The following is a 19,099-nucleotide window of genomic DNA, read 5'->3' on the forward strand; positions in this document are numbered from 1 at the left end:
GCCAGCCGGCAACGTCACCAGCTGCGCGTTGAACAGATAGGAGGCGATGGCGTCCGCCAGCCCGACGCTGGCCTCCGGCACTTCGACGATCTCGACCGTGGGCAGTCGGGCGCGGAGCGCGGCGTAGAAACCGTCCTTGTCGGCAAAGGCGCGTTCGTGGGCGAACAGCACCTGTTCGTTGGCGACCGCGACGACGTCGTTGTGGAAGGCGCCGGCGGCGATCGCCTCGTCCGATTGCTGGACGAACAGCGCGTCGACGCCATGCCGCCGCGCCACCGCTTCGCTCGCCTCGCGGTGCTGCCGCGCGGGAAAGGGGCCGCCCGACACGCCGTAGACGAACACCTCTACCCCCGGTTCGCCGTGCAAGCGGGTCAGACGCATGTGATTGGCGGCGCCCTCATCGCCGAACGGCGCGGGCACCGGGGGGTGGACGACGAACGCCGGGTTGGCGAACGCCACCCGCAACTGCGCCAGCGTGTCGGGCCATTCGTGGCTGCGGTGCGGCATCGTCATCAGATTGGCGACGCTCAGGTGACAGCGTCCGTCGCCACTGTCCGGCGCGGGGGAGACGGTGGCGGCGTTGGCCGCCCACATCGCCGATGCGGACAGCGCCTGCGCCCGCAAATGGTTCGGCGCGCCGGCATAGTCGGTGGCCAGGCTTTCCAGCCAGCGATGATCGGGGCGGGGCGGCGGCAGCAGGATGCCCTGCGACAGCCCCAGCGCAATGTTGGCGCGCATCTTGGCGATGCCCTGCAACGCGGCCGCGCGCGGATGCGCGGTGGCGCCGGCATTGCGGGTCGCGGCGAGGTTGCCGGGGCTCAACCCGGCGTAATTGTGGCTGGGACCGACGATCCCGTCGAAATTGATCTCAACGAGCGTCATATCCGCGCGACGTGGCTGACCGTGGCGCCCGCGGCGACGCCCAGTGCCTCCGCACTGGCGGGATCGATCGTGCCGTCGCCGACATGCCCCATGCATGCGCGGAAGTCGGCGAGGCGGCCGGTGGCGAGCAGCGACGCGCTTCCACCCGCCGCGACGTCGCTCACGGTCATGTCGACGGCGTCGCGGATCGTGCGGACCTGATCGGTGCGGACCGTCATCGTCGGCCCGCCATCGAAGATATCGACGTAGCTTTCAAACGCAAACCCTTCATTTTCCAGCATCCGCATCGCCGCCCGGCCCGATGGGTGGGGCAGGCCGATCACCGCGCGCGCGCTTTCGGGCAGCATCGCAATATAGATCGGGTGGCGCGGCATCAGGTCGGCGATGAACTGGTTGCCATGGACCGCGTTGAACGAATCGGCGTCCTGGAAATTCATCCCGAAGAAGCGCCCGGCGACCCCGTCCCAGAACGGCGATCCCCCCGCTTCGTCGATGATTCCGCGCAACTCGGCGAGCAGTCGATCGGCAAAGCGCGCGCGGTGGGCGCGGATGAACAGATAGCGGCTGCGCGCGAGCAGCAACCCGAGCCCGCCGGCGCGCTCGCCGGGATGGAGGAACAGCCCGCCGACCTCGCTCGACCCTTCCAGATCGTTGACCAGGTTGAGCAGTTCGGATCGAAAGGTGCGGCCGAGTTCCTCGCTATGCTTGGTCAGCGTGCCGATTCGATAGCTGTAGAACGGCCACCGCTGGCCGACCTGGGTGAAGATCTGGCAGGTGCCGCGCACCTCGCCGGTCGCGACATTCTCCAGCACCAGCACGAACAATTCATCGGTCGGCGTGTCGTCGGTGCGCGCAAAGGCGGTGTGGCTGCGCTCCAGCTTGGCGGTCAACGCGCCGCGATCCGGGGGCAGGTTGGTGAAGCCGCCGCCGGTCAGCTTCGCCATCTCGTAGAGGTGTTCGATGTCCTCGTCGCGCGCGGCGCGGATGCGGAATGTCATAGGCTGCCCTTGTTTGCGATCCGCAGGATGGTCAACGCCGACAGCGCGGCGCGTTCGATCAGGCTGTCGGGGAAAAGAAATTCGTCGCTGGAATGGATCGCGCCGCCGCGTACGCCCATGGTGTCGACCACCGGCACGCCGCACGCGGCGATGTTGTTGCCGTCGCACACTCCGCCGGTGGCCTTCCACGCGATGTCGAGGCCCAGGTCGGCGCCGACGGTGCGGACCAGCCCGAACAGCCGCTCGGCGCCGGGATCCAGCGGCTTGGGCGGGCGGTTGAAGCTGCCGTGGACCTCGACCAGCACGTCGTGCTCACGGGCGACCGCCGCCGCCGCCGCGTCGAGCGCGGCCTGCGCCCGAGCGATCTGTTCGGCGCCCGCGGGGCGGAAATTGACCCGCAGGATCGCCAGTTCGGGCACGACATTGTTCGGCCCGCCGCCGTCGATCCGCGCCGGATTGACCGCCAATTCCGCCGCCTTGGCGCGCGACAGCCGCAGCGCCAGGTCCGACGCGGCGACGATCGCATTGCGCCCGTCGTCGGGGTTGCGCCCGGCATGGGCGCTGCGCCCGCGCACCACGATCGAGAAATTGCCGGTGCCACCACGCGCGCCCGCCAGCGTGCCGTCGGGCAGCGCCGGTTCATAGGTCAGCGCGGCAACCTTGCCCTCGGCCGCACGCGCGACCAGCGCGGCGGAAGAGAAGCTGCCGGTCTCCTCGTCCGAGTTGATCACCACCTCATAGCCCAGCCGCGGCACGCCGACCGCCTCGACCGCCTCCAGCGCGGCGAGCAGCAGCGCCAGCCCGCCCTTCATGTCGGCGATGCCGGGGCCGTTGATCCGGCCGTCGTCCAGCGTGCGGATCTGCTGGAACGGATGATCGGCCGGATAGACGGTGTCCATGTGGCCGGTGAACAGCATCTGGACCGGCGCGTGCGGGCGCACGGTCAGGTGGAGGTGGCGGCCATGGCCGATCGGTTCGACCCGCCCGTCGACGGTGACTCGCTCGACCGGATCGGGCTCGACCAGCCGGCACCCGCCCGGCAACACACCGAACGCCTCCGCCAGCCGATCCGCCATCGTCGCCAGCCCGGCCAGATTGGCGGTGCCGCTGTTCACGCCCGCCCAGTCGAGCGTGCGTTCGAGCATCGGCGACTCGCCCAGATGGGCGATCGCGTCACGCTCGATGGCGTTGATGCCGCTCAAAAACTGTAGACCAGCGAGGCGCGGCTGGTGGTGTCGGCGTTGACTCGCCCCGCCGGCGGCTTGCTTTCGTACGATACGTCGTAGGAAAATTGCGCGGCGACCGGCCCGAACAATTTGGCGCTGAGCGCGGTACGCCCGGTCAGCGTGCTGTTCGCGCTCTGGACATAAGCGGCGGCGTCCTGGGTCAGCCGCACCCCCGGCGCCACCGTCCAGCCGAACTGCGCGGATCCGCGCGCGGCGATGTTGCTCTCGATATTGTGGTCTGTGAAGCGCGTATAGCGATAGGCCGGGCCGATCTCGAGGTCGAGGCTCATCGGGCTCGACTTGATCACGCTGTAACCGGCACCGACCGAGGCCGAATACCGCTCGAAATATCCGAGATAGCGGTCGCTCTCGAACAGCGTCGCGCCATAGATGTAGGCGCGGTCGTCGATCTTGTAGTTGGGCTCGAACGATGCCCGGTAATGCTCGCGGCTGGTGACGCCGGAACTCTGCTGATATTCGGCGAGCAGCGCGGCCTTCTGCCGCCAGCGATAGCCGTCACGAGTCACGTTCACCGCGGCGGTCACCCCGATATTGTCGGTGTTGCCGGTGGTGAGGAAGCCGCCCAGTTCGGCGCGCCCCTTGATCAGCGCCAGGAAATCGGATGTGCGCAGCTTCTCGGTCGCCGCCTGACGCCGCTCGCCACGCCAGCGCGCGGTGATCTCCGAAATCTCCCGCGCGTTTTCCGGTGAGGCGCCGCGCGCATATTTCTCGACGGTGGCGACCTCGCCCTCGTTGCCCGATTCCATCGCCGCTTGCAGCATGGCGCGGATGGCGGGGGGCAGATCGTTGGAATCGACAGGCCCCGGTGCCGACGGAGCCGCCGGGACCGGGGAATCGGGCGCGTTGCCGAGTATCAGCAGCGCCGCGAGGGGGAGGAGCACGCTTCGCATCGCGCACGGCCATAACCGTTGGAACCGATTCGCGTCACCCCCCCAGGCACGATCAGCCGTGCCCGGGTCGCGTCCGGCGGGCGACCGGATCGGCGAACGCGGCGATCACCGATTCGTACAGCGCCTTCTTGAACGGGACGATCATCGCCGGCAGATCGGCCGGGTCGGCCCATTTCCATGCGCGGAATTCGGGGTGTTCTGTGGCGATGTCGACGTCGTCGTCGGTGCCGGTGAAGGCGAACAGGAACCAGCGTTGCCGCTGGCCGCGCCACTTGCCCTTCCAGATCTTGCCGATCAGGTCATCGGGCAGGTCGTACCACAGCTCGTCGGGCGCTTCGGCGATCAGGTCGAGGTGATGGGGGGCGATCCCGGTTTCCTCGCCGATCTCACGGATCGCGGCGGCCAGCGCCGCCTCGCCCGGATCGATCCCGCCCTGCGGCATCTGCCATGCCTCCAGCGTCGAATCGAGCCGCTGGCCGACGAACACCTGCCCGTCGCGGTTGAGCAGCATCACTCCCGCGCACGGGCGGTAGGGCAGGGTCTCGCGATCGATCATGCCGCCGCCTGCGCCATCACGCGCTGCGCCTCGGCCTCGGCGATCACCGCCTTGGCCGCGGTCAGGAAGCCGGCGACGTCGCCCTGCGCCGAAGGGATCGCCTTTCGCAGCGTGACGAAGCCGTGGATATTGCCCACCGCTTCCCGGAACACCACCGGCACGCCCGCTTCGGCCAGCTTGGCGGCATAAGCGCGGCCCTGATCGCGGATCGGGTCGAGGCTGGCGGTCATCACCACCGCCGGCGGCAGGCCGGCCAGATCGGCGTTGAGCGGCGACACGCGCAGGCTGGCGACGTCCGGCGCATAGCTGGCGGTGAACCAGTCCATCGACGCGCGGGTCAGCAGATGGCCCTCGCACAACGCGGCGTAGGACGGGTAGTCGCGGCTATAGTCGGTCGCCGGATAGATCGGCAGCTGCGCGATCACCGGCACCGCCGCCGGCCGGTCGCGCAGATCGAGCGCGGCGACGATGGCGAGGTTGCCCCCGGCGCTGTCGCCGCTCAGCACCAGCCCGGTGACGGTGCGGCCCAGTTCGGCGGGGCTGCCCGCGACCCAGCGCGCCGCCGCCTCGGCATCGTCGGGCGCGGCCGGAAAGGCGTGTTCGGGGGCCAGGCGATAGTCGACCGAGACGACCGGCAGGTCGAGCACGCGGGCGATCTCCGCGCAGAAGCCGGCGTGAGTCGCGATGTTGCCGATGGTGTGGCCCCCGCCGTGGAAATAGACCACCGCCGGCCCCGGTTCGCGCGTGGCGCGCGCGTCGAACAGTCGCGCCGGGATCGTGCCGGCGGGACCGGGGATGGCCAAGTCCTGGACGACCGCCAGCTCACCGACCGGCAGATCGACGAGTTCTTTCATCTGTTCGTACATCTCGCGTGCCGCCGGTGCCCCCACCTCATGCATCTTCGGCCCCGGCGCGCTGTTCAGATAGGCGAGAAGCATCGCGACATCGGGGCGGGTATAGGGCGCGGTCATGGCAGGCTTCTCCGTCGTCCGTTGCATTTGCAGACTTGATTATGCCGCCTGATCGCGGTCGTCCATGCCCCGGCGGCGGGATCGGAAAAGAACCGGTTGCAAGCGCTGTCCATCATTCTACCTTGGATCGGCAGCGCACCGGGACATAGAAGGCGCGCGAAACGGATACCGCAGGACACAGGATTACATGGCCACAGCCGCCCATCTGCTGACGCCCGAAGAGGCGTCGGCAAACCCGCCGCCCGAGGCGATCGTCGTTCGATTTGCCGGAGACAGCGGCGACGGGATGCAGCTGACCGGCGGGCAGTTCACCCTGTCCACCGCGCTGGCCGGCAACGATCTTGCCACCTTCCCCGATTTTCCGGCGGAGATTCGCGCGCCGCAGGGCACGCTGTTCGGCGTGTCGGCGTTCCAGATCAATTTCGGATCGGCGTCGATCGAGACGGCGGGCGACCAGCCCGACGTGCTGGTGGCGATGAACCCGGCGGCATTGCAGACCAATGTCGGCGACCTGAAGCCTGGCGGCCTCATCATCGCCGACGAGGGCGAGTTCAACGACCGCAACCTCGCCAAGGCGAGGTACGACAGCAATCCCCTCGACGGCGACGGTCTCGCCAAGTGGCAGCTGCTGCGGCTCAACATCTCGCAGTTGACCCTCGACGCGGTGAAGCCGTTCGGGCTGGGCAACAAGGAAGCGCTCCGCTGCAAGAACATGTGGACGCTCGGGCTGGCGCTGTGGATGTTCGACCGCGACCGCGAACCGATCGTCGACTGGCTCAAGGCCAAGTTCGCCAAGGCGCCCGAGCTCGCTGAGGCCAATATCGCCGCGTTGAACGCCGGCCATGCTTATGGCGAAACCGCCGAACTGGGCGGGCAGGTCGGGCAGCTCCACGTGCCGGCCGCCCCGGCCGAGCCGGGCCTGTACCGCACCGTCACCGGCGCCGAGGCGATCTCGCTCGGGCTGGTCGCGGGCACCCAGCTTGCCGACCTGCCGATGTTCTTCGGCGGCTATCCGATCACCCCGGCGTCGGCGATCCTTCACCACCTCAGCCGGCTGAAGGAATATGGCGTCACGACCTTCCAGGCGGAGGACGAGATCGCCGCGATCGCCTCAGCGCTGGGGGCGTCCTATGCGGGGCAGCTTGGCGTCACCTCCTCGTCCGGCCCCGGCATCGCGCTGAAGGGGGAGGCGATCGGCCTTGCGATCATGACCGAGCTGCCGCTGGTGATCGTCAACTCACAGCGCGGCGGGCCTTCCACCGGGCTGCCGACCAAGACCGAACAGTCGGACCTCTATCAGGCGGTCTACGGCCGCAACGGCGACGCGCCGATGCCGGTGGTGGCGGCGCGATCCGCCGCCGACTGCTTCGAATGCGCGATCGAGGCGGTTCGCATCGCGACGCAGTACATGACCCCGGTGATGCTGCTGACCGACGGCTATATCGCCAACGCCGCCGAGCCGTGGAAAGTCCCGGACGTCGACAGTTTCACGCCGTTTCCGGTGAAGTTCCTGGCGGACGTGCCGGACGGCGGGTTCCTCCCCTATGCGCGGGACGAGAAGCTGGCGCGGCCCTGGGTCAAGCCGGGCACGCCGGGGCTGCTCCACCGCATCGGCGGGATCGAGAAGAAAGCCGGCACCGGCAACATCGACTATTCGCCCGCCAACCACCAGGAAATGACCGAGCTGCGTCGCGACAAGATCGCCGGGGTGGCGGTGCCCGACCAGCAGGTCGAACTGGGCGAGGCCAGCGGCAAGCTGGTGGTGGTCGGCTGGGGATCGACCTTTGGCCCGATCCACCAGGCGGTGCGCCGCGCGCGCCGCAAGGGGCTGGACGTCGCCCATGTCCACATCCGCCACATCTGGCCGATGCCGCGGAATTTGGGCGATCTTCTCAAGGGTTACGAAAAGATCCTGGTTCCCGAAATGAACACCGGGCAGCTCAAGACGGTGCTGCGCGACCAGTATCTGGTCGACGCGCAGCCGCTCAACAAGGTGTCCGGCCAGCCGTTCCGCATCGCCGAGATCGAAGCGGCCATCGAAAGCGCGCTCGGCTGACGCGGTTGCGTCGTGCCGACAAAGGAAATGCTATGAACGACATGACCCCCGTCGCCAAATCGTCTCCCAAGGACTGGGAGACCGATCAGGAGGTGCGCTGGTGCCCCGGCTGCGGCGACTATGCGATCCTGAAGGCGGTGCAGCGCACTATGCCCGATCTGGGCGTGAAGCCCGAAAACACGGTGTTCGTCAGCGGCATCGGCTGTTCGTCGCGCTTCCCCTATTACATGGAGACCTACGGCTTCCACACCATCCACGGCCGCGCCTGCGCCGTGGCGACCGGGGTGAAGCTGGCAAATCCGGACCTCGACGTGTGGATCATCACCGGCGACGGCGATGCGCTGTCGATCGGCGGCAACCACACCATGCACCTGTTGCGCCGCAACCTCGATTGCCAGCTGCTGCTGTTCAACAACGAGATCTATGGCCTGACCAAGGGGCAATATTCGCCGACCAGCCGCGTCGGCACGCGCAGCCCGTCGACGCCGTTCGGGTCGGTCGATCGCCCGGCCAGCCCGTGCGCCTTCGCGCTGGGATCGGGCGCGCGGTTCATCGCGCGCGGGATCGACGTCCACAAGAGCCTGCCGAGCGTGCTCAAGGCGGCGCACGCCCACAAGGGCGCGAGCTTCGTCGAGATCTTCCAGAACTGCATCGTCTACAACGACGACGTGTTCGAGCCGTTCACCGCCAAGCCGAACGCCGCGGGCAACCAGCTGTGGGTCGAGCATGGCAAGCCGATGCTGTTCGCCGGCGGGGCCAAGGGCATCGCGCTCGATCGCGACCGGCTGGCGCTGAAGGTGGTGGACGTGGTCGATGGCGACACGTCGGAGGTGCTGGTCCACGATCAGGCCAACCGCATGATCGCCCACCTGCTGGTCGAGATGCCGTTCGGCGCGTTCCCGATGGCGCTGGGCGTGATCTACGACGATCCGGCCCCGACGTTCGAGAGCGCGGTGGTGGCGCAGAACCGCCAGATCGCGGAGGGCAAGACGCCCAATCTGCAAAAGCTGTTGTCGCAGGGTCAGACCTGGATGGTCGAGAAGGAACCGCACGTCATCTGAGTCGACGGCTTGCTTGCGCGGCGGCGACGTGCATTGAAGGCGGCGATGGATGCGCCGGTGCGGAACAGGGGCCGACGGCCCGGCCGGTCACACCGGACGGCGGCGCGCCCCGGTGGCGGCTGGCTCGCGCCCTTTGCCGGGTTGTTCCACAAATCGCTCGATCGGATCGACGCCGGGCTGACGCGCGGATCGATCACGGTGAGCCTGCCCGATGGCCGCCGCCGTGTGCTGGGCGGTCGCGCCGACGGGCCGATGGCGGACGTCGCCATCGTCCGGTGGAACGCGCTGCTGCGGCTGGCGACCGGCGGGTCGGCGGGATGGTATGAGGCTTGGGCCGCCGGGGAGTGGTCCAGCCCCGATCCGGTGTCGCTGTTCACGCTGTTCATGCTCAACCGCCATACGCTGGGCGAGGCGGGCCGGGCGTCGGGCTGGAGCCGGCTGGCGCGGCGGGTCGCGCACCGGCTGCACCGCAACGACCGCGCCGGATCGCTCCGCAACATCGCCTATCACTATGACCTGGGGAATGATTTCTACATTCCGTGGCTCGACCCCGGCATGACCTATTCCAGCGCGCTGTTCGCCGGAGCGGACATGACGCTGGAGCAGGCGCAGACCGCCAAGCTCGACGCGATCCTTCGCCGCACCGCCACGCGGGCGGGGGACAGCATCCTCGAGATCGGTTGCGGATGGGGATCGTTCGCGGAACTGGCCGCGCGGCATGGCGTCGCGGTCCACGGCATCACCCTGTCGACCGAGCAGCGCGACTATGCCGAGGCGCGTTTGCGTGCGGCGGGGCTGGCGGACGCGCGCTTCACGCTGACCGATTACCGCGACGTCACCGGCACCTACGACGCGGTCGCCAGCATCGAGATGGTCGAGGCGGTCGGCCGCGAATATTGGCGCGCCTATCTGGAGGCGATCGCCCGCGCGCTGAAACCGGGCGGACGCGCCGCGATTCAGCTCATCTCGATGGATGACGCCATTTTCGAGAATTACGCGCGCAACGTCGATTTCATCCAGACCTATATCTTTCCCGGCGGATTGCTGCTGTCCGAGCGCGAGTTCCGCGACATCGCGCGGGATGTCGGCCTGAACTGGCAGGACCGCGTCGGTTTCGGCGCCGATTATGCCGAAACGCTCAGGCAATGGCGTGAGCGTTTCGACCACGCCGTTGCCGAAGGGCGGATGCCGGCCGAATTCGACGATCGCTTCCTTGATCTGTGGCGCTACTATCTGATGTATTGCGAGGGCGGGTTTCGCGGCGGGGGTATCGACGTCGCGCAGATCACGCTGATCAGGGAGGGGATATGACGCGCACGACGATGGTGGCGGCGCTGCTGGCGCTGGCCGGATGCACGACGGGCCCCACGACGCAGGTCGAAACCGCCGGTCCGGCGGTGTCCGCCGACAATGCCGCGCGGCTGCGCCAGGTCGGCGCGGAGGTGTTGTTCTGGAACCAGGCCCAGCGCGACGCCAATTTCCCCGCGATGGAGACGCTGTTCCCCGGCCATGTGGTGAAGGCGGGGCGCCGGGTCCATCCGCTCCCCGACGGCACGCCGTTGCCGATCGCGGCGGGGGAGGTCGATGCCTTCATGGCCGAACAGAACGTCGCCGGGCTGCTGGTGCTTCAGGACGGCAAGGTGCGACTGGAACGCTATGCGCGCGGCTTCGGGCCGGAGGGGCGCTGGACCAGCTTCTCCGTTGCCAAGTCGTTCACCTCGACGCTGGTCGGTGCGGCGCTGAAGGACGGGAAGATCCGATCGCTCGACGATCCGATCACCAGCTATGTGCCCGAACTGGCCGGCAGCGGCTATGACGGGGTCACGGTGCGGCAATTGCTGACGATGACGTCGGGCGTACGCTGGAACGAGGATTATACCGATCCCCAATCCGACGTGGCGCGGATGTTCACCATGGAGGTGCCGGCGGGCGCCGACCCCACCGTCGCCTATATGCGCACGCTGCCGCGCGCCGATCCGCCGGGCAGCAAATGGGTGTACAAGACCGGCGAGACCAATCTGATCGGCGTGGTGGTGGCCCGGGCGGTCGGCAAGCCGCTCGCCACCTATCTCAGCGAGAAGCTGTGGGTGCCCTTTGGCATGGAACGCGATGCGTTCTGGATGGTCGACCAGAGCGGGCATGAGGTGAGCGGCTGCTGCCTGTCGGTGTCGTTGCGCGATTACGGCCGGATGGGGCTTTATGCGCTGAAAGGCGACGACCGGGCGGTGCCGGCGGGCTGGTTCAGCGACGCCACCGCACCCCATGTCGGGATCGGCCGGCCGGGCTACGGCTATGGCTATCAGTGGTGGACCTATCCCGAGGGGCGGTTCGGCGCACAGGGCATCTTCGGCCAGTCGATCACCATCGACCCGGCGCGCAAGCTGGTGATCGTCCAGGTCTCGGCGTGGCCGCGCGCGACGGGCAACGATCTGTCGGCGGCCCGCGCGGCGTTTCAGGCGAAGCTGATCGCCGCGAGCGGGAGTTAGCGCCGCCACGGCTGTGGTCGGATTACTCCACCCGGATGAACGCCCCGGTCTCGAAATCGTCGTCGAGCAACGCGACGATCCGGTCCGCCACCGCTTCCGGCGGCTTGACGCTGGCGGGATCCTCGCCCGGATAGGCGCGGGCGCGCATCCTGGTGCGGGTGGCGCCGGGATCGACGATCGCGACGCGGGTTTCGGAGATGTGGCGAACCTCCTCGCCATAGCTGAGCAGCAGATTCTCGAACGCCGCCTTGGACGCGCCGTACATCCCCCAATAGGCGCGCGGCGTGCGGCCGACGCTGGAGGTGAGGCCGATTACGCGTCCGCGTTTCGACGCCTTCACCAGCGGATCAAACGCACCGAGCAGTGCCGCCTGCGCGCTGACGTTCAGCGTCATCACCTTCGACAATTCCTTGGGGTCGAACGCCGATACCGGGCTGAGCGAGCCGAGCATCGCCGCGTTGAGCACCAATATGTCGAGCGCGGGCCAGCGATCGACGATCGCGGCAGCCAGCCGCGGGATGCCGTCGCCCTCGGTCAGGTCGAGCGGGGCGATCGTCGCGGTCCCGCCGGCGGCGTCGATCGCTTCCTCGATCTCCTCCAGCCCGCCGACGGTCCGGCCGGTCAGGATGACATGCGCGCCGGCACGGGCGAGCGCGGTGGCGGTGGCGGCGCCGATGCCGCGGCTGGCGCCGGTGACGAGCGCCGTCCGGCCGGTGAGGAAGGGTTGGGTCATTCAGGGTTTCCGGGTGGAGAGGCGGTGACGGGAACGGGCAGGGGTCAGCCCACTCGTTCCTCGAGCAGCGCGAACTGGTCGATCGGGGTGCTCTCATCCTGATCGGTCAGCGTGGTGGGATAATCGCCGGTGAAGCAGGCGTCGCAATAGCCCGGGCGCACGCGCGGCCGCCCTTGCTGGCCCAGCGCCTTGTACAGCCCGTCGATGCTGATGAACGCCAGGCTGTCGGCGTGGATATAGGTCCGCATTTCCTCCAGGTCGTGCGTCGCCGCGAGCAGTTTGGACCGTTCGGGCGTGTCCACCCCGTAGAAACAGCTGTGCCGGGTCGGCGGGGAGGCGATCCGCATATGCACATCCGCCGCGCCCGCCTCGCGCATCATCTGCACGATCTTCAGGCTGGTGGTGCCGCGCACGATCGAATCGTCGATCAGCACGATGCGTTTGCCCGCGATCAGCGCGCGGTTGGCGTTGTGCTTCAGCTTGACGCCCAGGTGGCGGACCTTGTCGCCGGGCTGGATGAAGGTGCGGCCGACATAGTGCGACCGGATGATCCCCAGCTCGAACGGCAGGCCCGATTGCTGGGCATAGCCGATCGCGGCGGGCACGCCCGAATCGGGCACCGGGATGACCAGATCGGCGTCGACCGGCGATTCGATCGCCAGCTGCGCGCCGATCGCCTTGCGCACCGAATAGACCGACTGGCCGTCGGCGATCGAATCGGGGCGCGAGAAATAGACATACTCGAACACGCACGGTCGCGCGGCGAGCGGCGCGAACGGGCGGTGCGAGGTCATTTCGTCGCCCTTGACGATCACGAGCTCACCCGGATCGACCTCACGCACGAATTCGGCGCCGACCACGTCGAGCGCGACGGTTTCCGAGGCGAAGATGATCGTGTCGCCCAGCTTGCCCATCACCAGCGGGCGGATGCCGAGCGGATCGCGGCACGCGATCATCCCCTCCGGCGTCATGCAGATCAGCGAATAGGCGCCCTCAAGCTGCTTCAGCGCGTCGATGAACCGGTCGATCAGCGTGCGATAGCTGGAGGTGGCGACCAGGTGGATGATGACTTCGGTGTCGGAAGTGGACTGAAAGATCGACCCGGTGCGGACCAGATCGCGGCGCAGGCGCATCGCGTTGGAGATGTTGCCGTTGTGCGCCACCGCGAACCCGCCGCTCTGCAATTCGGCGTAGAGCGGCTGGACGTTGCGCAGCGACGTCTCGCCGGTGGTCGAATAGCGGACGTGGCCGCAGGCGACCGACCCCGGCAGCGCGCGGATGACGTCGTCGCGGTCGAAATTGCCGGCGACATGGCCCATCGCGCGATGGGTGTGGAAGTGAGTGCCGTCATAGCTGGTGATGCCGGCGGCCTCCTGCCCGCGATGCTGGAGGGCGTGGAGCCCCAGCGCGACGAGCGCGGCTGCGCCGTCTCCGCCGGAAACACCGAAAATGCCACATTCCTCTCGGAGGTGGTCGTCGTCGAATGGGTGGGTGCTCAGCATCGAATCCCGCGCGGCTGTGTCCAGCCGCCATATAGGAAGCCGGAACCGCTTTGTCTCGTACTTGTCATCATTTGCTGAACCGCCGCCTGCCGCCGTGCGTTTGGCGGAGAGGGAAAGGAGATATGGACATGCCCGGCAAGAACCACGGACCCCAGATCAAGGACGGGGAATTGTACGAAAAGCTCCGCGACGACGGCGCGTCCAAGGAGAAGGCGGCGCGGATCGCCAACGCGAAGGCCGGCCACTCGCTCGACCACAGATCCACCCATCTCGACGACCGCAGCAAGGCGGACCTGTACGACGAGGCGAAGGAGATCGGCATTGAGGGGCGATCGAAGATGACCAAGGACGAACTGGTCGAGGCGATTCGCGGTCATTGAGCGGTCGGCGCGGGCAGTTCGCGCCACCGTGCTTCCGATCGCCCGGCCGCTCGGGCTACGCTGTGGCGAGTCGCTGACCGGGCGGCTGTTTTTCAGGGGGAGCTCCATGGTCCGATATTTTGCCGCGTTCGCTGCCGCCGCCGCGCTGGTTCCAGCCGTGGGCGTGTCCGCACAGCCACCGCAAGCGACCGCCGCCAGCGACGAGGCGATGATCGACGCCACTATCCGCGATCTTTACGCGGTCATCTCCGGCCCGGCCGGCGCGCGCGACTGGGACAAGTTCAACGGCCTGTTCCTGCCGGAGGGGCGGCTGGTGCCGGTCGGTGACAACGGCCCGACGATCCTGACGCCGCAGGGCTATGCCGACCGCGCCGGCCCGCGCTTCCTGAAGGAAGGATTCTTCGAGTCGGAGATCGCGCGCCGGGTCGAGCGCTACGGCAATGTCGCCCACATCTTTTCGACCTATGAGAGCCGTCGCGCCGCCGGCGAGGCGCCGTTCGCGCGCGGGATCAACTCGATCCAGCTCGTCCGCACCGGCGGGCAGTGGAAGATCCTGTCGATCACCTGGCAGGGCGAGAGTGCGGCCTATCCGATCCCGGCCACCTATTTGCCGGCGCGATAGGATGCTGTGCGCGCGTCGCAAAGCAGGCTAGATCGCCCGCATGAGCGACGCGCGCGAGACCGGCACCACCCTGGACCCCAAATATGACGCCGCCGGTCTGGTGACCGCCGTCGCCACCGACGCCGCCACCGGGGCGCTGCTGATGGTCGCGCACATGAACGCCGAGGCGCTGGAAGCGACCCTTACCACCGGAGAGGCGCATTTCTGGTCGCGCAGCCGCGCCCGACTGTGGAAGAAGGGCGAGACGTCGGGCCATATCCTGCGCGTGATCGAGATGCGGGTCGATTGCGATCAGGACGCGATCTGGCTGCGTGTCGATCCCGCCGGGCCGGCCTGCCACACCGGCGCGGCCACCTGCTTCTATCGGCGGATCGAGGACGGGCGGCTCGTCCGCGCGGAATGACCGGATGCGCATGATCCGCTGGATCGCGCCGTTGCCGCTGTTCCTGCTGGCCAGTTGCCCGCCGCAGCCCGACGGCGCGAGCGTCACGGCGGGCGTCGCCGACCTGGAAAGCGCGGCGATCGCGCGCGGGCTGGTGCGCGATCCGGCAAGGATCGATCCCACCGGACTGTATGCGCGCGACACCGACCGGCTGTGCATCGTGCCCGACGGCGGCGGCTATCGCGTCGGTGCCTTTGTCGATTACGGCGACGGCATCGCCTGCAACGGCGCCGGCACCGCGCGCCGATCGGGCGGTGTGCTACGGATCAGTCTGGCCGACGGCAAGTGCCGGTTCGAGGCGCGCTATGACGGCGACCGCATCGTCTTTCCCGCGCGGATGCCCGACGGATGCGCAGCGCTGTGCGAGCGGCGCGCGTCGCTGGCCGCGCTCGACGTGCGGCGGCTGGGCGAATCGGTATCGGAAGCCACCGCGATGCGTGATTCGCGTGGTCGCCTGCCCTGCGCGACGCATTGACGTTCACGTAAAGGGAAGACATTATCGCGGCATGTCGTTTGCGATAGCCCTGGCCCCAATCGAGCCGCGCACCGATCAGGATGCCTTCTCGATCTCCGACCTGTCGGCCGAATTCGGCGTCACCGCCCGCGCGCTGCGCTTCTATGAGGATGAGGGGCTGATCGCGCCCGAACGGCGCGGCTTGCAGCGCATCTATTCGCACCGCGACCGCGCGCGGCTGGCGTGGATCCTGCGCGGCAAGCGAGTCGGCTTCAGCCTGGCCGAGATCCGCGAGATGATCGACCTGTACGACATCGGCGACGGCCGGGAGGTCCAGCGCCAGGTGACGCTCGAGCGATGCCGCGACCGCATCGCGCTGCTGACCCGCCAGAAACACGATATCGACGCCGCGATCGCCGAACTCGACGAGTTCGTGACGCTGCTCGCGCACCCTTGAGGAGAGACCATGCCCCAGTATCAGCCGCCGGTCCGCGACACGCGGTTCATCCTCGATTCGGTGATCGGGCTCGATCGCTATGCCAATTTGCCCGGCTTCGCGGCGGCGTCGCCCGACGTGGTCGAGGCGGTGCTGGTCGAGGGCGGCAAGTTCGTCGCCGAAGTGCTGTTCCCGCTCAACCAGAGCGGTGACGCGGAGGGCTGCACGCGCCACGCGGACGGCAGCGTCACCACCCCGGCGGGCTTCAAGGACGCCTATCGCCAGTTCGTCGAGAGCGGTTGGGGCACCTTGTCCGCGCCGGAGCAGTTCGGCGGGCAGGGGATGCCGCACGTCATCTCCACCGCGTTCCAGGAGTTCATGATCTCCTCCAACATGGCGTTCGCCATGTACCCCGGCCTGACCCACGGCGCGATCGCCGCGCTGCTGGTCAAGGGCACGCCCGAACAGCAGGCGCGCTACGTGCCCAAGATGGTGTCGGGCGAATGGGGCGGCACGATGAACCTGACCGAGCCGCAGTGCGGCACCGACCTGGGTCTGATCCGCACCCGCGCCGAGCCGCAGCCCGGCGGCAGCTACGCGATCACCGGCACCAAGATCTTCATCTCGTCGGGCGAGCACGACCTGACCGACAACATCATCCACCTCGTCCTCGCAAAGACGCCGGGCGCGCCGGACAGCTCGAAGGGCATCTCGCTGTTCGTGGTGCCGAAGTTCCTGGTCAACGACGACGGGTCGCTGGGGACGCGCAACGCGGTGTCGTGCGGCTCGATCGAGCACAAGATGGGCATCCACGCCAATTCGACCTGCGTGATGAATTACGACGGCGCCACCGGCTGGCTGGTGGGCGAGGAGATGAAGGGGCTCGCCGCGATGTTCATCATGATGAACGCCGCGCGGCTGGGCGTCGGGCTGCAAGGGCTGGCAGTGGGCGAGGTCGCGTTCCAGAACGCGGTGCAATACGCCAGGGACCGCCGCCAGGGCCGCGCGCTGACCGGGGCCAAGGAGCCACAGGAGAAGGCCGATCCGCTGTTCGTCCACCCCGACGTCCGCCGGATGCTGATGGAGGCCAAGGCATGGACCGAGGGGCTGCGCGCACTGTGCCTGTGGGGCGCGCTCCAGGTCGATCTGGAGGACGCCGCCGCGACCGAGGAGGAGCGCCAGCTCGCCGCCGACCTGATCGGTCTGCTCACCCCGGTCATCAAGGGCATCGGCACCGACGCCGGCTATCGCATCGCCACCGACAGCCAGCAGGTCTATGGCGGCCACGGCTACATCGCCGAATGGGGGATGGAGCAATATGTGCGCGATGCCCGCATCTCGATGATCTACGAAGGCACCAACGGCGTGCAGGCGATGGATCTGGTCGGGCGCAAGCTGGCGCTGAACGGCGGCCGCGCGGTGCAGGCGTTCTTCAAGCTGGTGGCGGAGGAATGCGCGGCGGCGAAGGCTGACGAAGCCGCAGCCGATTTCGCCGCCCGGCTGGAAAAGGCGCTGGGCGAGATGCAGGCGGCGACGATGTGGTTCATGGCCAATGGCATGAAGGACCCCAATCAGGTCGGCGCGGGCGCGTACAGCTACATGCAACTGACGGGGATAGTCGCGGTCGGGCTGATGTGGCTGCGCATGATCCGCGCCGCCGCCGCCGGATTGGCGGCAACGCCGGACGACGCGTTTCTGGAGGCGAAGCTGGTCACCGCGCGCTTCTATGCCGAGCGGATCATGCCCGATGCCGGCGCCCTCCGCCGCAAGATCGAGGGCGGCGCGGACAGCGTGATGGCGCTGGAGCCGGACCAGTTCGTGGCGGCATGACCATTCGCACCCCAGCGTTAGCGGGAGTCCAGGATTACGATCACGCAGCGCCGATACATGGGCTTCCGCCTGCGCGGGAGCACTAGCTGGGTCTAATCACTCGCGCGCGGGTTCGGCCTTGGTCGTCATCGGCGGCGTCGGCGCGGCGGCCGGCTTGTCGACCGCATCCATCGGCACCTTCGCATCGGTCTTGCGGCGCAGGCCGGTGAGCGGATCGGGACCGAGCGGCGCGCGGGTCGGCACCACCGGCGGCGGCGCGGGCGTTGCGGCGGTGGCACCGGCGATCGCGCGCAGCGCCGATCCCGGGGTCGAGTCATAGGTGAAGCTCGCCGGCGGCGGCGGGGCCATGCTGATCGAGACCTGCGACTTCATGCACTGGCCGGTTTCCGCGCGCTTGAACTCGGCGCAGTTCCACAGCGCCTTTTCGAAACCGAACGCGCGGTCGCGCAGATAGCTGAACGACATCGCGCGCTGCTGCACCGGGCTGACCGGCAGCGCGGTGGGGGTGGTCCCCTTGCTGGTCCACGCCATGAACTTGCAATAGGGCCGGTCGCCGCACGCCTTCGCCGCCAGCGCCGGAAACATTTCCGGGCCGAGAGCGGGGTCGAGCGTGACGAGAAAGGCATTCTCGTCCTGTTCCAGTCCCTTCGGGATCGCCACCGCGCCAGGCAGCAGGGGCGCCCCGTCGCCGGCCAGCAGCGCTGTCCCGGCCGCGTCTCCGCTGTGATGCGCGGGGGAAAGCCGGGCGAGCTGCGGAATGTTCGGCTCCGCGCCGAGATAGCGGCTGGCGAAGGCCGGCGGCGTGCCCCACCAGCCCGTCCAGCGAAAGAACAGATGGGTGTGGATCTCGGTGATCTTGTCGAGGCTGGCACTCCAGTAAGGCACCACCCAGTCGGTATGATAATGGGTCGCGTGGCCGACGCGCTTGTCGACCTCTCCATTCAGCGCGGCCAGCGCGATGGCACGCGCGCGATCCCACGCCGCGGCGCGCACCGGCCGCATCATCGCGCCGTCGCAGGTAAAGGTAAACTGGCAGCCGGTCTTGCGCTCCGACCCCTGGAACACCACGCCGCACACGCTGTTGGGAAAGGCAGGGTGGCGCACGCGGTTCAGGATCACCTGCGCCACCGCCTTTTCGCCGGTGGCGTCGTCGCCCGCCTCATAGATCACCCCGGCGGCGAGGCAGTCGACCGCGCGCGCCTGATCCTCAGCCGATCCGTAGAGCCGGAACGGCCGTGCCGCCGGGTTGGGTGCGGTCGAGAACGGAACGGTGGCATTGAATTCGCGCGCGTCGGTGGGCGCCAGGTTCTGAAACGTGATCGGCTCGACCGGCGGCAATTCCGCCTTTGGGACGATCCGGTGCGGGCGCACCACGCGGCTGACGACCGGGGTGACCGGCGGCGCATGGGCGACCAGCCAGGCGGGCACCGCGATCGCCAGCACTGCGATCAGCGCGGATACGACGATCAGCCAGCGCGGCTGGGGAAGGGACGGGGTCACGGTCATGCGGTGGGGATCTGGGCGCGCCTTTAGGGGAACGGATCAGGGCGGGC

19 protein-coding genes are annotated in these 19,099 nt (G+C 68.3%); 10 read left to right on the plus strand and 9 right to left on the minus strand.

Going from position 1 to position 19,099, the window contains the following annotated elements; translation table 11 throughout:
- The 6 genes from VNR91_RS06735 to VNR91_RS06760 all read right to left on the minus strand — a co-directional run.
- The coding region (locus VNR91_RS06735; RefSeq protein WP_325490003.1) for an N-succinylarginine dihydrolase at positions 1-882 on the minus strand (882 nt) is incomplete at its 3' end.
- On the minus strand, positions 879-1,880 hold the full coding sequence (locus VNR91_RS06740) for an arginine N-succinyltransferase (RefSeq protein WP_325490004.1): 1,002 nt from the start codon (positions 1,878-1,880) through the stop codon (positions 879-881). The genes VNR91_RS06735 and VNR91_RS06740, both read right to left, overlap by 4 nt.
- Positions 1,877-3,082, minus strand: coding sequence for a hydrolase (locus VNR91_RS06745; RefSeq protein WP_325490005.1), 1,206 nt, complete (start codon positions 3,080-3,082; stop codon positions 1,877-1,879). The genes VNR91_RS06740 and VNR91_RS06745 overlap by 4 nt, the downstream gene beginning before the upstream one ends.
- Positions 3,079-4,017 carry a DUF481 domain-containing protein gene (locus tag VNR91_RS06750; protein WP_325490006.1) on the minus strand — a complete coding sequence of 313 codons (939 nt, stop codon included), beginning with the start codon at positions 4,015-4,017 and terminating at the stop codon, positions 3,079-3,081. Before VNR91_RS06750 ends, VNR91_RS06745 begins: the two co-directional genes overlap by 4 nt.
- A gap of 52 nt (positions 4,018-4,069) precedes the next feature.
- Positions 4,070-4,573 (minus strand): RNA pyrophosphohydrolase, encoded by a 504-nt coding sequence (locus VNR91_RS06755; protein ID WP_325490007.1) that lies wholly within the window; start codon positions 4,571-4,573, stop codon positions 4,070-4,072.
- Complete coding sequence (locus tag VNR91_RS06760; protein WP_325490008.1) at positions 4,570-5,544, minus strand: alpha/beta hydrolase; 975 nt, start codon at positions 5,542-5,544, stop codon at positions 4,570-4,572. The genes VNR91_RS06755 and VNR91_RS06760 overlap by 4 nt, the downstream gene beginning before the upstream one ends.
- 187 nt (positions 5,545-5,731) lie before the next feature.
- On the opposite strand from VNR91_RS06760, the gene VNR91_RS06765 reads away from it, so the two are divergent.
- From VNR91_RS06765 to VNR91_RS06780, 4 genes are read left to right on the plus strand one after another with little or no spacing between them, the layout of a single operon-like run.
- The gene (locus VNR91_RS06765) at positions 5,732-7,600 is read left to right on the plus strand and encodes a 2-oxoacid:acceptor oxidoreductase subunit alpha (protein WP_325490009.1); all 1,869 of its coding nucleotides are present in this window, start codon (positions 5,732-5,734) and stop codon (positions 7,598-7,600) included.
- A gap of 32 nt (positions 7,601-7,632) precedes the next feature.
- On the plus strand, positions 7,633-8,661 hold the full coding sequence (locus VNR91_RS06770) for a 2-oxoacid:ferredoxin oxidoreductase subunit beta (protein ID WP_325490010.1): 1,029 nt from the start codon (positions 7,633-7,635) through the stop codon (positions 8,659-8,661).
- Between the two features lie 45 nt (positions 8,662-8,706).
- Positions 8,707-9,972, plus strand: a complete 1,266-nt coding sequence (locus VNR91_RS06775) for a cyclopropane-fatty-acyl-phospholipid synthase family protein (RefSeq protein WP_325490011.1) — start codon at positions 8,707-8,709, stop codon at positions 9,970-9,972.
- Complete coding sequence (locus VNR91_RS06780; RefSeq protein WP_325490012.1) at positions 9,969-11,147, plus strand: serine hydrolase domain-containing protein; 1,179 nt, start codon at positions 9,969-9,971, stop codon at positions 11,145-11,147. The genes VNR91_RS06775 and VNR91_RS06780 overlap by 4 nt, the downstream gene beginning before the upstream one ends.
- Positions 11,148-11,169: 22 nt before the next feature.
- On the opposite strand, the gene VNR91_RS06785 is transcribed toward VNR91_RS06780, so the two are convergent.
- Both VNR91_RS06785 and purF read right to left on the minus strand, forming a co-directional pair.
- A complete protein-coding gene (locus VNR91_RS06785) occupies positions 11,170-11,880 on the minus strand; it encodes an SDR family NAD(P)-dependent oxidoreductase (RefSeq protein ID WP_325490013.1) in 711 nt (236 codons plus the stop codon).
- Between the two features lie 44 nt (positions 11,881-11,924).
- Positions 11,925-13,382 (minus strand): amidophosphoribosyltransferase, encoded by a 1,458-nt coding sequence (gene purF, locus VNR91_RS06790; RefSeq protein ID WP_325490014.1) that lies wholly within the window; start codon positions 13,380-13,382, stop codon positions 11,925-11,927.
- A 128-nt stretch (positions 13,383-13,510) separates the two neighbouring features.
- Here purF and VNR91_RS06795 point away from each other — a divergent pair, with 128 nt between their 5' ends.
- From VNR91_RS06795 to VNR91_RS06820, 6 genes are all read left to right on the plus strand, one after another.
- Positions 13,511-13,762: a DUF7218 family protein gene (locus VNR91_RS06795; protein ID WP_414712386.1), complete on the plus strand. Its 252-nt coding sequence runs from the start codon at positions 13,511-13,513 to the stop codon at positions 13,760-13,762.
- 106 nt (positions 13,763-13,868) lie between these two features.
- Positions 13,869-14,384, plus strand: coding sequence for a hypothetical protein (locus tag VNR91_RS06800; protein ID WP_325490016.1), 516 nt, complete (start codon positions 13,869-13,871; stop codon positions 14,382-14,384).
- Between the two features lie 40 nt (positions 14,385-14,424).
- A complete protein-coding gene (gene hisI, locus VNR91_RS06805) occupies positions 14,425-14,787 on the plus strand; it encodes a phosphoribosyl-AMP cyclohydrolase (RefSeq protein WP_325490017.1) in 363 nt (120 codons plus the stop codon).
- A gap of 4 nt (positions 14,788-14,791) precedes the next feature.
- The gene (locus VNR91_RS06810) at positions 14,792-15,301 is read left to right on the plus strand and encodes a hypothetical protein (RefSeq protein ID WP_325490018.1); all 510 of its coding nucleotides are present in this window, start codon (positions 14,792-14,794) and stop codon (positions 15,299-15,301) included.
- Between the two features lie 31 nt (positions 15,302-15,332).
- Positions 15,333-15,737, plus strand: coding sequence for a MerR family DNA-binding transcriptional regulator (locus VNR91_RS06815; protein WP_325490019.1), 405 nt, complete (start codon positions 15,333-15,335; stop codon positions 15,735-15,737).
- Between the two features lie 9 nt (positions 15,738-15,746).
- Entirely contained in the window at positions 15,747-17,546 is a 1,800-nt protein-coding gene (locus VNR91_RS06820) for an acyl-CoA dehydrogenase C-terminal domain-containing protein (RefSeq protein WP_325490020.1), read from the plus strand.
- A gap of 96 nt (positions 17,547-17,642) precedes the next feature.
- Here VNR91_RS06820 and VNR91_RS06825 read toward each other — a convergent pair whose 3' ends face one another.
- Positions 17,643-19,052: a cell wall hydrolase gene (locus VNR91_RS06825; RefSeq protein WP_325490021.1), complete on the minus strand. Its 1,410-nt coding sequence runs from the start codon at positions 19,050-19,052 to the stop codon at positions 17,643-17,645.
- Between the last annotated feature and the right edge of the window lie 47 nt (positions 19,053-19,099).

Origin of the sequence: Sphingomonas sp. (genome assembly GCF_035555815.1) — a bacterium.
GTDB lineage: Bacteria > Pseudomonadota > Alphaproteobacteria > Sphingomonadales > Sphingomonadaceae > Sphingomonas.